Annotated in this window: 22 protein-coding genes and 1 pseudogene; 21 read left to right on the plus strand and 2 right to left on the minus strand. The window is 46.4% G+C overall.

Going from position 1 to position 13,336, the window contains the following annotated elements; all coding sequences use genetic code 11:
- Nucleotides 1-431: 431 nt before the first annotated feature.
- Nucleotides 432-1,475 carry a phage integrase gene (locus AADEFJLK_RS21660; protein WP_103975737.1) on the minus strand — a complete coding sequence of 348 codons (1,044 nt, stop codon included), beginning with the start codon at nucleotides 1,473-1,475 and terminating at the stop codon, nucleotides 432-434.
- A gap of 396 nt (nucleotides 1,476-1,871) precedes the next feature.
- On the minus strand, nucleotides 1,872-2,312 hold the full coding sequence (locus tag AADEFJLK_RS21665; protein WP_103975738.1) for a helix-turn-helix domain-containing protein: 441 nt from the start codon (nucleotides 2,310-2,312) through the stop codon (nucleotides 1,872-1,874).
- A 123-nt stretch (nucleotides 2,313-2,435) separates the two neighbouring features.
- On the opposite strand from AADEFJLK_RS21665, the gene AADEFJLK_RS21670 reads away from it, so the two are divergent.
- From AADEFJLK_RS21670 to AADEFJLK_RS21740, 21 genes and pseudogenes are all read left to right on the plus strand, one after another.
- A complete protein-coding gene (locus tag AADEFJLK_RS21670; RefSeq protein WP_103975739.1) occupies nucleotides 2,436-2,702 on the plus strand; it encodes a hypothetical protein in 267 nt (88 codons plus the stop codon).
- A 2-nt stretch (nucleotides 2,703-2,704) separates the two neighbouring features.
- Nucleotides 2,705-3,637: a BRO-N domain-containing protein gene (locus AADEFJLK_RS21675; protein ID WP_170065211.1), complete on the plus strand. Its 933-nt coding sequence runs from the start codon at nucleotides 2,705-2,707 to the stop codon at nucleotides 3,635-3,637.
- Between the two features lie 9 nt (nucleotides 3,638-3,646).
- Nucleotides 3,647-3,835 (plus strand): hypothetical protein, encoded by a 189-nt coding sequence (locus AADEFJLK_RS24180; protein WP_146054701.1) that lies wholly within the window; start codon nucleotides 3,647-3,649, stop codon nucleotides 3,833-3,835.
- Nucleotides 3,832-4,002 (plus strand): hypothetical protein, encoded by a 171-nt coding sequence (locus AADEFJLK_RS24775; protein ID WP_170065212.1) that lies wholly within the window; start codon nucleotides 3,832-3,834, stop codon nucleotides 4,000-4,002. The genes AADEFJLK_RS24180 and AADEFJLK_RS24775 overlap by 4 nt, the downstream gene beginning before the upstream one ends.
- On the plus strand, nucleotides 3,989-4,486 hold the full coding sequence (locus AADEFJLK_RS21680; protein WP_103975741.1) for a hypothetical protein: 498 nt from the start codon (nucleotides 3,989-3,991) through the stop codon (nucleotides 4,484-4,486). Before AADEFJLK_RS24775 ends, AADEFJLK_RS21680 begins: the two co-directional genes overlap by 14 nt.
- Nucleotides 4,479-4,655, plus strand: coding sequence for a hypothetical protein (locus AADEFJLK_RS24780; RefSeq protein ID WP_170065213.1), 177 nt, complete (start codon nucleotides 4,479-4,481; stop codon nucleotides 4,653-4,655). Before AADEFJLK_RS21680 ends, AADEFJLK_RS24780 begins: the two co-directional genes overlap by 8 nt.
- Before the next feature lie 4 nt (nucleotides 4,656-4,659).
- Nucleotides 4,660-5,847 carry a DUF3102 domain-containing protein gene (locus AADEFJLK_RS21685; RefSeq protein WP_103975742.1) on the plus strand — a complete coding sequence of 396 codons (1,188 nt, stop codon included), beginning with the start codon at nucleotides 4,660-4,662 and terminating at the stop codon, nucleotides 5,845-5,847.
- A 92-nt stretch (nucleotides 5,848-5,939) separates the two neighbouring features.
- Complete coding sequence (locus AADEFJLK_RS21690; protein WP_103975743.1) at nucleotides 5,940-8,582, plus strand: toprim domain-containing protein; 2,643 nt, start codon at nucleotides 5,940-5,942, stop codon at nucleotides 8,580-8,582.
- 12 nt (nucleotides 8,583-8,594) lie between these two features.
- A complete protein-coding gene (locus AADEFJLK_RS21695) occupies nucleotides 8,595-8,900 on the plus strand; it encodes a hypothetical protein (protein ID WP_103975744.1) in 306 nt (101 codons plus the stop codon).
- Nucleotides 8,901-9,065: 165 nt separating this feature from the next.
- The gene (locus AADEFJLK_RS21700) at nucleotides 9,066-9,314 is read left to right on the plus strand and encodes a hypothetical protein (protein WP_146054702.1); all 249 of its coding nucleotides are present in this window, start codon (nucleotides 9,066-9,068) and stop codon (nucleotides 9,312-9,314) included.
- 8 nt (nucleotides 9,315-9,322) lie between these two features.
- Nucleotides 9,323-9,592 carry a hypothetical protein gene (locus AADEFJLK_RS21705; RefSeq protein ID WP_103975746.1) on the plus strand — a complete coding sequence of 90 codons (270 nt, stop codon included), beginning with the start codon at nucleotides 9,323-9,325 and terminating at the stop codon, nucleotides 9,590-9,592.
- The gene (locus AADEFJLK_RS25950; protein WP_282957377.1) at nucleotides 9,593-9,718 is read left to right on the plus strand and encodes a hypothetical protein; all 126 of its coding nucleotides are present in this window, start codon (nucleotides 9,593-9,595) and stop codon (nucleotides 9,716-9,718) included.
- Nucleotides 9,715-9,942 (plus strand): hypothetical protein, encoded by a 228-nt coding sequence (locus tag AADEFJLK_RS24185; RefSeq protein ID WP_146054703.1) that lies wholly within the window; start codon nucleotides 9,715-9,717, stop codon nucleotides 9,940-9,942. Before AADEFJLK_RS25950 ends, AADEFJLK_RS24185 begins: the two co-directional genes overlap by 4 nt.
- Nucleotides 9,943-9,945: 3 nt before the next feature.
- Nucleotides 9,946-10,167 carry a hypothetical protein gene (locus AADEFJLK_RS21710; protein WP_103975747.1) on the plus strand — a complete coding sequence of 74 codons (222 nt, stop codon included), beginning with the start codon at nucleotides 9,946-9,948 and terminating at the stop codon, nucleotides 10,165-10,167.
- 11 nt (nucleotides 10,168-10,178) lie between these two features.
- On the plus strand, nucleotides 10,179-10,787 hold the full coding sequence (locus AADEFJLK_RS21715; protein ID WP_103975748.1) for a helix-turn-helix domain-containing protein: 609 nt from the start codon (nucleotides 10,179-10,181) through the stop codon (nucleotides 10,785-10,787).
- Nucleotides 10,788-10,839: 52 nt separating this feature from the next.
- Complete coding sequence (locus AADEFJLK_RS21720) at nucleotides 10,840-11,508, plus strand: hypothetical protein (protein WP_103975749.1); 669 nt, start codon at nucleotides 10,840-10,842, stop codon at nucleotides 11,506-11,508.
- Nucleotide 11,509: 1 nt separating this feature from the next.
- Complete coding sequence (locus AADEFJLK_RS21725; RefSeq protein WP_103975750.1) at nucleotides 11,510-11,785, plus strand: HNH endonuclease; 276 nt, start codon at nucleotides 11,510-11,512, stop codon at nucleotides 11,783-11,785.
- 313 nt (nucleotides 11,786-12,098) lie between these two features.
- Nucleotides 12,099-12,422, plus strand: a pseudogene (locus tag AADEFJLK_RS26230) (BRO-N domain-containing protein); the annotation flags it as partial.
- Between the two features lie 3 nt (nucleotides 12,423-12,425).
- Nucleotides 12,426-12,671, plus strand: a complete 246-nt coding sequence (locus AADEFJLK_RS21735; protein WP_249028116.1) for a hypothetical protein — start codon at nucleotides 12,426-12,428, stop codon at nucleotides 12,669-12,671.
- Complete coding sequence (locus AADEFJLK_RS24790; RefSeq protein WP_170065215.1) at nucleotides 12,668-12,844, plus strand: hypothetical protein; 177 nt, start codon at nucleotides 12,668-12,670, stop codon at nucleotides 12,842-12,844. The genes AADEFJLK_RS21735 and AADEFJLK_RS24790 overlap by 4 nt, the downstream gene beginning before the upstream one ends.
- Before the next feature lie 63 nt (nucleotides 12,845-12,907).
- The gene (locus tag AADEFJLK_RS21740; protein WP_211299304.1) at nucleotides 12,908-13,306 is read left to right on the plus strand and encodes a hypothetical protein; all 399 of its coding nucleotides are present in this window, start codon (nucleotides 12,908-12,910) and stop codon (nucleotides 13,304-13,306) included.
- The last annotated feature ends 30 nt before the right edge of the window (nucleotides 13,307-13,336 follow it).

The following is a 13,336-nucleotide window of genomic DNA, read 5'->3' on the forward strand; positions in this document are numbered from 1 at the left end:
GGTATTTTGATGGAAAGTGGCTGTTAATCGGCTAGGTAATAGCCACTTTAACAGCCACTTTTAACAAATGATAAAATAAATAATATATTTATCAATAACTTGTATGGTGGAGGCGGCGGGAATTGAAAACTCACGCGCCCCACTTTTTTTAAAAAAAATCATTAAATATCAGTTAGTTGAAAAACACCTGCTAACGGCAAAGTGGCTGTTAGTGGCTATTAGTGGCTGTTGGAACAGCCACTTTTAAAATTAACCTGTTTATTTGCTGATAAAAACTTAAACCCGCCGTAACTATAGCGGTTCAGTTCCCGACTATCAAGACAATGATGCATTAATTAAGAAATGTTCCTGTCTTAAACGGACTTTATTCATAACCTAAAATAGTGTGCAAGCAGTTGTATTACATATTATATATAGCTTTCAATTCTTCCTTACCCGTTTGCCGCGCCCAACGCAATTGGATTAAGTTTTATGGCATCTATAGAGTGATCGGGGGCCAGGTGCGCGTAGTGCATAGTCATAGTGATGTCAGCATGGCCTAAGATATTTTGCAGCGATAAGATATTGCCGCCGTTTATCATAAAGTGGCTAGCAAAGGTGTGGCGGAGAATGTGGCTACACTGGCCTTGGGGGAAGTCGATGCCGGAACGCGCAGCGGCGCGGCGGAAAGAGCCGATGCAATTGGTGAATAGCCTATCGTTCGGGTTCTTAAAACCTACGAATGATAGCAACTCAACATAGAAACTAGGGCATAGCGGCACAGTACGGGTGCGCTTGCTCTTCGTAAACTCAAACGTAATGCGGCCATCATGCAACTGCTTTTTAGTGAGCTTTTCAACCTCACCCCACCGCGCCCCGGTACGCGCACAGATTTGCGCCACCCAGTACGTCGATTCATTCTTACAGCCATTGGTGATGGCATCCATTAGCGTGCTGATCTGATCTACTGAAAGGTAGGACAGTTGGCGTTCGTGCGTCTTGATAAAGTCCACCGACTCAATAGGATTATGATAATCAATCACTTTTAGCTTTTTCAGCCGCTCGTACATGGCCGACAGATAGCCGTGCTGATTATTAAAGGTCTTGACCATCATACCGCCTTGCAGTTTCTTAAAGCGGAAGGCGACAAACTGCTCGGCGGTGAGCGAGCTGGCCAGCGGATTGCCCAGCTCTTTAGAGATGCTGGCCAGACAGCGTTGCCGCCGGTCGCCGTCGCTCAAGTTCACCCCGTGATACATAAACCACAACGCCACCAAGTCAGTCATGGTGCGCACGTCCGCCACAACCATGGCCACCGGTTCGGCAATGATCGGCGCAGCGGCGGCCGCCGGTACCGGCTTGCTGTTGGCAACGATGTAATCCCGTTCAAACTGCTCGGCCTCGGCTTTGGTCGCGAACAGCTTGCGGACACGCTTTAAGCCCTGTTTGTTGACGTTTGCCAGCCATTGCCCGTCTTTACGTTTATTTACAGACACTTATATAAGACTCCCAAACGCATAGGAAAAACAAAAAAATATATTCAGGTATGCACGGCAAACAGGTAATGTGGATATGAAAACGATATATATAAATTAATACAATAACTTATAAGATATTTTAGGTTATGAAAAAAGTTATTTTAGGACATGAACATAACTTAATTTAAGACCTCATCATTACCTTACTGATAGCGCAAAAAAAAACGCTACAGGCCGCGAACGGCGTGGCGTTATCAATAACCTTTAAAAAACTGCATTCCCTTCCATACCCTAATCATAACTTTTCTACATTTTTTATAAGTTATTGATTTATATAATTGCAATGGCTGTTTTTATAGGCCAACTCGCCGCATTACCTGTTTGCCGTGGCCTCCTGAATATATATTTTTTTCGTTAGGCCGTAGCCTGATATTGCCCGTCACCTGAGCGCGACATCAGGTATGCCAAGGCCGCTTTCATCTCGTTGATTTGTTTCTTTTCTTCAAGAGCAAAAAATATTTCCCGTTGCTGGGTTTCGTTCAAATCCATGAACAATTCCACTACCTTTTGGGCTTTTATGTCAGGTTCAGCCGGGCTATACATTGCCATTTGCTCTTTGATTTCCGATTGCCCGCTATACATTTCCCCTTTTCCAATAATTAGCCAGTCCAGCCGCACATTATTCTTAGTGGCTATTTCAATACATGCTTCGTAAGGTATTGAATTTCTTTGCCTCCATGAGCTAACAGTAGGCGTTGATATGCCAAGTTCTTCAGCAAGACTTTTATCAGAATCTACCTTCAGCAACAGCTTTAGCCTCTCGACAACCAAGGCGGCATCATTTGGATAATTCATTTTGTATTACCTTTGCTTAAATAAATATAAATTGTATTGACTATAATTCATTTTGTATTATCATTTAGACATACATAAATTATGTAAATTCAGTTTATAGACAATACCGGATAAAAAAGCAATATGGCAATTAAGAATAAAGCAAAACCACAAAATAAACAGGCAGTTAGCCAAAGGGTTTTAAGTGATTTGAACGCAGTAAAAGCCGGATTTGTGAATCAAGGCACGTCGTTGAATGCGTGGTGTATTAATAATGACATTAACCAAGGCAACGCTACCCGCGCAGTGCTTGGCGTATGGGCAGGAAAGAAAGGCAAGGCCCTTAGACGTCGCATTATTGAAGCTTCAAAGCTTAAAAAAACAGTGAAAATCAAACAATTGGAGAAATGATTATGTCTCAAGAAACCGCAAGCATACAAGCCACGCCGCCGCTGGCTTTTGACTTTGATAGCTCAAATGTCATTCGTGTTGTAAACAATGAAAAAGGCCAGCCGCTTTTTGTCGCTAAGGACATTTGCCAAGCACTCGGCTATGTGAATCACAACGATGCCATTAAATCCATGTGCAACCCAGAGGGGGTAGCTAATAGCGACCCCCTTGGTAAGGATTGGGTAGCTAATAGCTACCCAATAGGTAATGATGGGGTATCTAATAGATACCCCATCATTGATAGCATGGGGCGCACTAAATACCCTCTGCTGATTAATGAAGGCAACGTCTACCGTTTAATCTTTAAATCTAACAAGCCCCAAGCAAAACCGTTTGAACGTTTTGTGTGTGACACGGTACTGCCCAGCATCCGCCAAACCGGCAGCTTTAGTGTCAACCGTGCGGGAACTGCGCCTGAGCAAGCTAGCTTATTGCCTCCCGCCAGTTCACGCCCCACCAGATCGCCACAGGCGGTTTTTCAAAGCAACTACAAATTAGCTTGTTTAATCTTCAAATCCCACGCGCAGCGGCTGGACTATGCCAACCGGACAACCAAAGAGCAAACCGGTACCGACATCTTAGAGGATGCGGGTATCCATTTGAGCTGTAAGGCGGATGCGTTGCAGTTGCTGTTAGCGCAAACCATCGATGACCATCCGGTTAGTAGCTTGCTTGATTCGGTGCATTACAACAATGACGACCGCACCTGGGCAAAAACCCAATTGGAATCCTGCTACCTAAAGCTTAAGGATGGCGTTTTATATGTCGCTAACCCTTGCCCTTTCATTGGTAAAGAAGGCCGTAAGGCTTTACAGGCCATTACTGGTGCGCGGGTTAATGTCGCCATATTCATGCAAGGCAAAACGTTTAAGTCTACAGCCATAGAGCTGTACTAAGGGCAACTCATGGACGATGTAGACCACAGCCAAGGGACTATTGAAATACACACTTCAATCAGTCTCTATTTATCCAAAAAAGACGTACCGCCTAGCGAGGCGACCGGCGAGTGCTGGAATTGTGGCGCGAAGCTGGCCGGCCCTAAGCGATGGTGTGACGCAATCTGCCGCGATGAGTGGCAAGCGAGGGAAGAATGAACCGATTAAATGCGCTTTTTGACTGTATACCCTGCCCAATTTTAGTGCTGTTTGGCGCGGTGGCAGCGGTGGCGGCAGTAGGTGCGCTGGTGTTTTGGCATTGTGCCGTAAAACGTGAAATAGCCTATTTGGAACGTATCCAAGGGGATGAACATGGTCACTTTTAATAATAATCTGCATATCAACAAGCGGAAAATGCGCATGGTAGCGGGCATTTCATACAGCAGCATTGATAACCATATCGGCAAAGGCACGTTTATCCCTTTGGTGGGTACTGATGAGCGGTTTGGCGATTTCTACGAGAGCGCGGCGTTTTACAACTGGGTTATACAGTGGCGGGCGCAGATGAACTACATGAAAGAAACCGATGCGCATATCAGCAGCGGCGAGATTGAGCGAATTTACGGCATTTCGCCTTCTTTGACCCGTAAATATATTAAGCAGAATGCCTTCCCCGACAAGATCGGCAAGGGCATTTTGACCAAGCAAAACATTTATGACCGCGCCGCCGTAGCGGCTTGGGTCGCCGCTAATCGCCCACCTGAAACCTTGCCTGATGTGACTTATGGCTTAGTGATTGGCAATTTTTGTGTGGGTTTGGGCAATTATTTTACGATGGGCAAGTTTAGTGCGGGGGGATGCCATGTTTAGATTTTTTATGTGTTATTTGCCGTTTGATTTTGACCAGCTTATAGAAAAGACATCGGGCAACGTCTTTACTCTGGTTTATCGGGCCATTGTGCCGATGTTGCGCAAAAACCAAGTGTACCAGCCCAAACGCCACCAAACCCCCTTTTTCAAAGTCCAACATAAGGTATAGGCCCATGAACAACAGCATTATTGATAGCACGGCTGAAACCTTGGTGACGGCAAAACAAGCAGAACAAGGCGTGTTGGAAGTGCAGATACACCTGCACTGTTCGCAGTTTAAGCGGTTTGAGCAAAGCGCGATGGTTGAGGCTGTGCAGTGCGGGATGTTGCTGACCCAGCTTAAGCCATTAATTGCCCACGGCGGTTTTGAGGCATACGTCCAGGAGACTTTTGGCATTGACCGTAACCGCGCGTCGCAATGGATGCGACTGGGCGCGGAGTATGGCGAGGCATTGATGGGGCAGATGCAGCCTGTATTGCCGCCGTATAGCCAAGCGGTGGCTTTGCTGGAAGGTCGGGGCGATAGTCCGGCGTTGTTGGCGGTTAAGCAGAAAACCAAACAGGCTATTACGGTTGACGGCGAGACGTTTACGGTTAAGCAAATTCAAGAATTGAAGAAAAAAGCCGCTATTGCCGACAATTCAGCCCAATTTATTCAAGAAACAGAATCGGCCTTGGCTATTGCTATTGATGCGGGGAAAGAAAAGGACAGGGAAATAGAGGACATTAGAACGACGTTTAACAATCGCTTGGCACGGGAAGTGGCCGATAAGTTAGCCGTAGAAACAAACAAATTAGATGGCGTTGTCGAGCAGAAAGCCAAAGACCTTGCCGCCAGCTATATTGATGAACTAAATGTCCACCATAATAAATTGCTTGGGCAGTTAAAAGAAAAAGAGGACGCAATCGCGTCATTGCAAAAAGACTTGAGTGAACTTTACACCAATGGCGGCAGTGCCGAGCAGAAAAAGGCTATTACTGATTTTGAAAAGCGCGTTGAAGCATTGGTTGAGCAAGCCAGAGAAAAACAACAAGAATTAGCGAATTTGGACGTTAAGCTGTTTAACGCTAGGGACTTACGCGATAAAACTGACCAATTTAACCTTGCTTTAACCCGTATGTCTTTAACGCTAGATAAAGACATCGGTGCATGTCGGTTAGAGATTGAAAAAATAGCTAAGACATATATCGGGATTGACCAAACCGATGAAAATAAGGCCCGCTTAGAAACAGTGGCTGAGCATACTTTCGACTTGGCGTTGCAACTGCTGGCCATGGTATCGCCTGACCTTGACAAAGCCACGGCTATTTTTGACAAAATCAAAGCTGCCCGCGCCACGCTCTTCGACAACACGCCGTAGGCAACGGCAAATGTATCGACATCAATACAATTAGGGCGACTGCCCCTCACTCGCGTACTGCATGATGCAGTACGCCTTTTAATGATGACAGTATGTATTTGCCTGATATTAACCAGAAAGTTGTAGGCCGTTTGATTTCTGAGTTTGAAATGAAAGTGAACGGTAAGTATTTATATGGACGTTGCCCACAGTGTAAAAAACGGGAAAAACTGTGGGCGGGGGTAGAGCAGCCTTGGATGATTCGGTGTAATTCGGCGGAAAGTTGCGGTTACCAGATCACTGCCAAAGAGCTTTTTCCAGACCTTTACCAAGATTTAAGCAAGCAGTACCGCGCCACCGAGGCCAACCCGAATTATACCGCTGACATTTTTATGCAAAATGTGCGCGGGTTTGACCTTGCCAAGATTGCCGGCTGGTATGAGCAAGGGTGGTTTGGGCATCCTGATGCGAACAAGGGCAGTGCCACGGTCCGGTTTTACCTGACCCCTGACCGCCTGAATTATTGGGAGCGGTTGGTTGATGAGGTGATGTTGTGTCCGGTCGGTGAAACGCCTGAACCGCGCAAGATGAATTTTAAGGGCAAGTTTGGCGGGCTTTGGTGGCAACCGCCCGGCTTAGTAATTAACGCCAACGATGAAATTTATCTGACCGAGGCGATTTTAAAAGCCATTGCCCTGAACGTGAACGGCTATAAAGCCGTGTCGTGCATGTCGAGCGGCACTTTTCCTGAGAAAAAAATTAAGGAATATGCGGGGCGGGGTATCACTTGGATTATCGCCCTTGATAATGACAGCGCGGGGCTGGCGGGGCTGCACAAGTTTGCCAAGGCATTGCGGGTGATGGGCGAGAAAGTCTGTGCCATTTTATCCAGTGATAACCCTGACATTAAGCAGGATTGGGATGATTTGCACAAGCTGGGCAAGCTGACCGCCAAAGATATGGAGTTATACCGCCATTTCGGCAAGGTCGAGCTGGCGACCAACTCACGCCAGAAGGCCTATTATTTGTGGTTGCGTGATGATAAACAGCGGTCTTATACGTTTGATTTTGGAAAGGAAACCTATCAGTGCAAGTTCAACAAGAAAAAGTTTGATGATATGCCTATCCCGATGGAGCAAAACCCAGAAGTTAGGGAAAAATACAAGCGCGATGCCTTTAACGCCGCCGCCGAGATTAAAAAAGTAGCCACGTTTACGGTTAAGTTTTTGTATTTCCAAAAACCGGAAAATGGCCTAGATGGGCAATATTATTTGCGGTTGGAGTTCCCCAGCGGCAAAAAAGCCGTGAAATGTGCGTTTAACTACGGCGCGTTTTCGAGCGGTTCTGAGTTCAAAAAAGCAGCGCTCAAAGAGCCTGGGGCGCAGTTTACGGGTACGACTGCTGTGGTCGATGAAATTTATGGCAAGGGCAACAAGGTACAGTTGCGCGAGGTGTCGGCCATTGATTATGTCGGCTATGTCAAAGAGATTGGGGCCTACATTTACAACGATTTTGCGGTTGAAAAGGGCAAGGTCATTAAATTGAACAAAGACGACTTTTTTCAACTGGAAAAAGTGGGCATTAAGACGGTATTTGATGGTAAGCAGAAATTAAGCACCCATGCCCCGCAACCTTTTATAGCCGATTACTTGACTGCGTTTAACGTTAAGGGGCTGATCGCCTTCGCTTGGTGGCTGGGCTGTTTGTTTGTTGAGCAGATACGCGGCCATTACAGCTACTACCCATTTTTGGAGGTGATCGGTGATGCCGGGTCGGGTAAGTCGCAGATGGTCGATATGTTGAGCAAGTTGGTGGGCAAAGATGCTGATGTGTTTAACCCCAACTTTTCGACGGCGGTCGGCAAGTTGCGGCGGTTATCCAGTTTATCCAACTTGCCGGTTATTTTTAATGAAACCGACAACGAAAACGACGATAGCCGGGTACATGGCAAAAAGTTTTTGTGGGATGAGCATAAGGACTTGGCCGAGGGGCGTATCGGTCGGGCATCGGGGCTTAAGACCAACGACAACAACGTGCGGGAACCCAAGTTTAAGGGCGGTTTGCTGGTGGTGCAAAACGTACCCGTCCATGCTTCGGAAGCTATTTTGTCGCGGTTTCTGCATTTGCAGTTTGACCGCTCACATCATAGCAATGCGGGTCGGCAAGCGTTGGCGCGGCTGCAAGCGATGGAGATTATGGACGTTAGCGGCTATTTGCTGGCGACCTTGCGCAAGGAAGGGGAGATCATGACCACCTTTAAAGCCCAGTACAAGCTTTACGGTGATGAGCTGCGGGCGAATGCGGGCATGAAGACACAGCGGGTGATTGATTTCCATGCCATGTTAAAGGCCTTGATTGATTGCTTAGTGCTGACCGTGCCGGTGCCGACGGACGCTATCGCCCAGGCACAGCAAAAGGCTACCGAGATGGCAGTAGAGCGGGAAGTAATATTGCGGCGGGCGCACCCGATTAATGAACAGTTTTGGGCTAATTATGAGTATATCAATGATAAGTTTAACCAAAATGACCCGCTGTCTATCCCGTGCCTGAACCACTCAAGCGACCCGACACGCATTGCTATCAACTTAGAGCATTGCCGCACAGTGTTCGCCAAACATCAATTAGAAGCGATTGAAACGAAAGAACTGAGGAAGTTTTTAATCGCCAGCACCAAGCCCAAGTTCGTTGATAAGAATGTCGGGGTGTGGTCGGTGATTGAGCAACGGACTATTAAATGTTGGATTTTTAAAGCCTAGAGAGGGCATTTTATGAAAAAACGTGTTGTGGTAACGATTACAAAAATACTTGATATTGATATTAATGATAAGAATTTAACTGATGAAGAGTTAGATGATTTTGAAAAGTCGATGTGGAAGTTAGAAGATTATGATAGCCGTGAGGAAGCTTTATTTTGCTTTGTGGCTAGCCAAGTCGCCCAGTTTGATGAACATCATATTGATTGTGTAGGCCGTGCTATTGATAGCCGCCATTCTGAAAATCAAGTTACTGCCCCAGAAGTAGTTTTTATTGAAATATCAGAAGAGATAGAAGCGAGCATAATTCTTGATTGGTGATAATGGCTAGTGGAAGTTGCCAAGCGTTGTGTGCCTGGCTGTTAACTTAACCTTTTGGAGATAACGATGCTTTACCTAACGCTGATGACATTAATTGTGTGTATTACCATTATTGTCTGTGATTGAAACCGCCTAGCATTATGCTGGGTTTATTTGGAGATAACGATGCTTTACCTAATGCTGATGACGTTGATTGTGTGTACTACGGCCATTGTGCTGTATTGGATGCGCACCCGGCCTAAAACCGATTTGATAAAACTGGATGATGCCCGCTATTTGTCGTTGTCGGCGGTTTCTGAGGTGCTGAGGAATAACGGGGTGCTGATGATGACGCTGAAAGATGGGCGGACGGCGCGGGTGAAGGATGATAGCGGCAGAATCCTGCGGGAATTATCTAAACGTAAATTAAATTGAGGTTGGTCATGATTGAGCTTGTCGCCCTTGTTGCAAAAAAACCTGAAAAAATAGGAAATGTTACGCGATATGGCATGGAAGAAAAGAAAATACCCGTTACTAAAATCATGTGCTGCAATTCGTCGCACCATTATGTTTGTTTAGTGCATGAGCCAAACATTAATGCCCCATTTGATCGGGCTTATCCTGATGGGCAGGTGTGGGTGAGTTTTTATAAAAAACACAATAAAGACATTAAGTTGCCCGTTTTAAAAAAAAATGAAGCACGGGAGGTTTAAGTGAAGCAATTGGGTGAATGGTTGTTGGTGGTGTTCTTTTTGACGGTGCTTAGCCAGTGCGGGCGGTTGGTGCCGTTTCCGCCGCGCGAGGGTTACACATCGGTTTTGCAGGTGTCGCCGATATGAGACAGTGTGTGCATGGGGTGCTGTTGGGTGAGCCTTGCCCGTTGTGTGGGCCTGGGCCACGGCAGGACGGGAGTTTTAAGGGGCTGATGCCGGATGATGGGCGGGTTTCGGGTGGGGCGGTGTTTTTAGGGGGTGAGGATAAGGCGGAAACGGCGGAAACGATTGTTGTTGTTAAGTCACGCCGCCACCGTCCGCTGTTATTATCTGAATCTGGATGGGAATAAAAAATGGTTAGTGTAGGAAATACCGAAGGTGAGATGGTCAATCTGTTCATTTTTTTATACAGAAAAGCCAAAGGCGAACAGTTTGATTTTTGCAAAGCGTTAATTGCTGATGACCGCGATTATCGGTTAAGCGGCATTGATTTGTTTGAAGCAAAGGTAATTTTCAATCTGGTTGATATTATTGAAAGACAACGCATTGCAATTGAAAATTTAACGAATCAATGAAGGTAAGTCCAATGATTGAAATTGTTGATAGCAAATTAGTGATTAAAGAGCCTGATGGGTTGGATCGGGCGCACTTGGTACGCCGATTTGGTGAGCGGATGAAGGCGGCGCGGGAGTTGAACAATTATTTGTTGAAAGATGCTTATACGTTGTTCGGGTACAGCAATATGTCCATGTTGTCGAAAATTGAAAATGGCAGTAACGGCTTATCCATTCCGATTTGGTTAGTGGTGCGGGCTTCTGAGGTATATTTTGTTTCGACGGACTTTTTGTTCGGGTTGTCGGAGGACTGGGAGCGGGATGCCCAAGTCAGCCAAGAGCGGGAGATTACCCGGCTGATGTCGGATTGTCTTGTACAAATGCGGGCGGCGGAATTAAACCAAGTGCGGACGATTAGCCAACAGATGACCGCTTGCGGCAAGGCGGCGCATAGTGCCTTGGCGGCCATCACGCGCATTTATACGGCTTTGGAGACGGTGCGCTGTAAAAATGCCCTTTTTGATGAAGAAATGATCGGCGGCGCGGCCTTGGTGAGCGCCACCGATGAGGGGTTAGCTTTGGCGGCGCAGGCCAAGGCGGCGTTGGCTAAGGCTAAATTTATGTTTGGCAGGCAGTCCTAAAAATAAGGGGATAGGCTATACTGGATTTTTAACTTAAAACAGCGGTGATGGTATGAATCGGTTGGTGGTGTTGGCAAGTAGTTTTATTTTAATCGGGTTAGCAGGTTGTGCAAACATGAAGTATAAGGGTTGGAAAAAAGTTAAGATTTTATCTGATACCTATAAACAGCCATGCCAGTTGGTCGGACGCGAGGCTACTCCAGAAAGAGGGTCATTAGTATTTGCGCAAAAACATGCCATTTTAGCCAATGGTAATACCGTATCTTTTAAATCTATCGACGGTATCCAGACTGCCTTTTATTTTTATTGTGCGCCGGGCTTGCCGCCTTACACCAAGCGAGATTATAAGGTCACTATGCTGACAAATAAGCTGTATCCAGAGGCTACGTTGTTAGATTTTGAGAAGGTATCCGCTAAATGCAAGTATGAAGCTCATGCCGCTACCATTGATACTAGCCGCCGCCCTTCCGAACGGGTTTATGTGCCAACCAATAATCTTAGCTTTTCTCTAAGCCAACAACAGGCCAGTGCTACTGATCGTTTTAACGAATCTTCGCATGAGCTGCATTTACGGGTTGAGCAATCTAATCTTTACAGCGAATGTCTTGCTGCGCAAGGATTTGCTTATACCTCTTCAGATGCTGAAGCTGATTATTTATTGGTTGAAAAAACCTGCCCAGATTATAAAGAGAAGGCTTGTTTTATTCCCGGGGGAAAATAACATGAACCGTTACTTAGTATTGTTGGTTATCGTTTTAACCGCCAGTCTTTCGGCGCAGGCTAAAGAGCAAAGAAGCTATAAAGCCAAAGCCGTTTTTAAATACATGCACCCATGCCCCGCGAACGGCCATAAAAGCGGAGCGTGTCCGGGGTATGTGATTGACCATATTCAGGCCTTGGCGTGTGGCGGGGCCGATGCGCCGGAGAACATGCAGTGGCAGACGGTGGAGGAAGGCAAGGCGAAAGATAAATGGGAGCGGAAAGACTGCCAACGCTGATTATCCTGCATTGTTAGAGAAGTAACTTTTTAAAGATTGTTGACAAAAGCGCGGTACAGGTCTACTCTTTTCGAGCCGCTGCAAAAAACAGCGGCTCAGAGGTGAGATTCTGACTTGTATACACGGTGCTACGCGCACCTACTGCGCTTTTTTTGTGCCTGTCATTTTGTAATGGCGGGGCATGATTAAGGAGGACGGCTTTATGCCCGCTGGTTATCCGTGTAACAGTGATCTCACACCTTCTGATTATGTCCCCGCCGCCCAACTGGTGAGATGGTTGACGGTGGTTTCTAAATTTTTAACGGAAACTATTATGAACACTTCAAATTTTAGCTTAACTGCTAACCCCTTTTTTTTCTCCCTGTCCGCTGTCAGAACTGCCCTAGATGCCGATAATAATCCATGGTTTTGCGCCAAGGATGTTTGTGCTGTCTTAGGAATTGAATGGACAGGTCATACGCTCGATAATATGCCTGAATCATGGAAAGGGGTGGTAAAACTTACCACCCCTTCTGCCCATGACGGACGTGGTGGCGGTTCGTAAGATACCTATTTTGTTAACGAAGCAGGCCTATACCGCCTTGTCTTCCGCTCCAACAAACCACAAGCCACCGAGTTCGCCAATTGGGTCTGTGCCGAGGTGTTGCCCACTTTGCGCAAGCAAGGCTTTTTCGGCACCTTAAAGCCCAAAGACTATTTGGCCGTGACCCGCCAGATCAACCAACTCACCCGCCAATTGGTCAACAGCAAAAACGTGTTTGAATGGAAAACCTTGCTGCCGCAATTGCGGGTGCTGCATAATCTGGCGGGGTCGGCCATGCCGGAAGTGGCCTTGGTGACCGCCGATTTCGCCCAGTCTGATTTGTTTGTCGGCGGTGTGTCATGAGCGCGGCCCCCGTTGACCAAGACACCATCGACAACAACCTGCAAAACGCCAAACAGATTTTGCAGTTGGTGAAGGACTTGGCGTTGCCGGAGAAGTACGATGATGGGTATGTGTCGGTGAACCGTGAGGGTTTGTGGGCGTTAAGCGAGGTTTTGCTTAAGCTAATGCCGTAAGGCGCAACGGGGCGGCAGGGATGCTGCCCTTTTTTGTGGTTTTTTTGATGGTGGGGGATAGTCATGTGGCAAAAAGTAAAACCAGATTTTTTTAATGGCTCTATACATTGCTCAGTTAATCGCTTGGTTAATAATGACAATGGTTTAATTGTTTTGCGCCAACTGTTTCCTGATGGTCAGGCGGATCAATTAAATTTTGTTTTGTTTTCTACTTCTGGAGTGCATGGCAGCTATACAAGCATTGAAGATGAGGAGGCATTGCCAGATGCTGAAAATAGTGATGAATACGATGCTGATGGAAACGAAGTTGAAGTAAGGTATGGGGTTACGTTTTTGGTCGTGCATCCGCGTGAGGTTGCGCTAAGGTATGGAGTTGCCTTTCCCAAAACGCCTGATGATTTTGAGTTTTTGAAGCGGCTACGGAAGTCTTCGTCAGAAGCTATACAATTAATAGGCTATTAAGCACAAACAATCCCCTCCACAAAAAACCCG

The organism is Methylovulum psychrotolerans (assembly GCF_002923755.1).
GTDB classification, from domain to species: Bacteria; Pseudomonadota; Gammaproteobacteria; order Methylococcales; family Methylomonadaceae; genus Methylovulum; species Methylovulum psychrotolerans.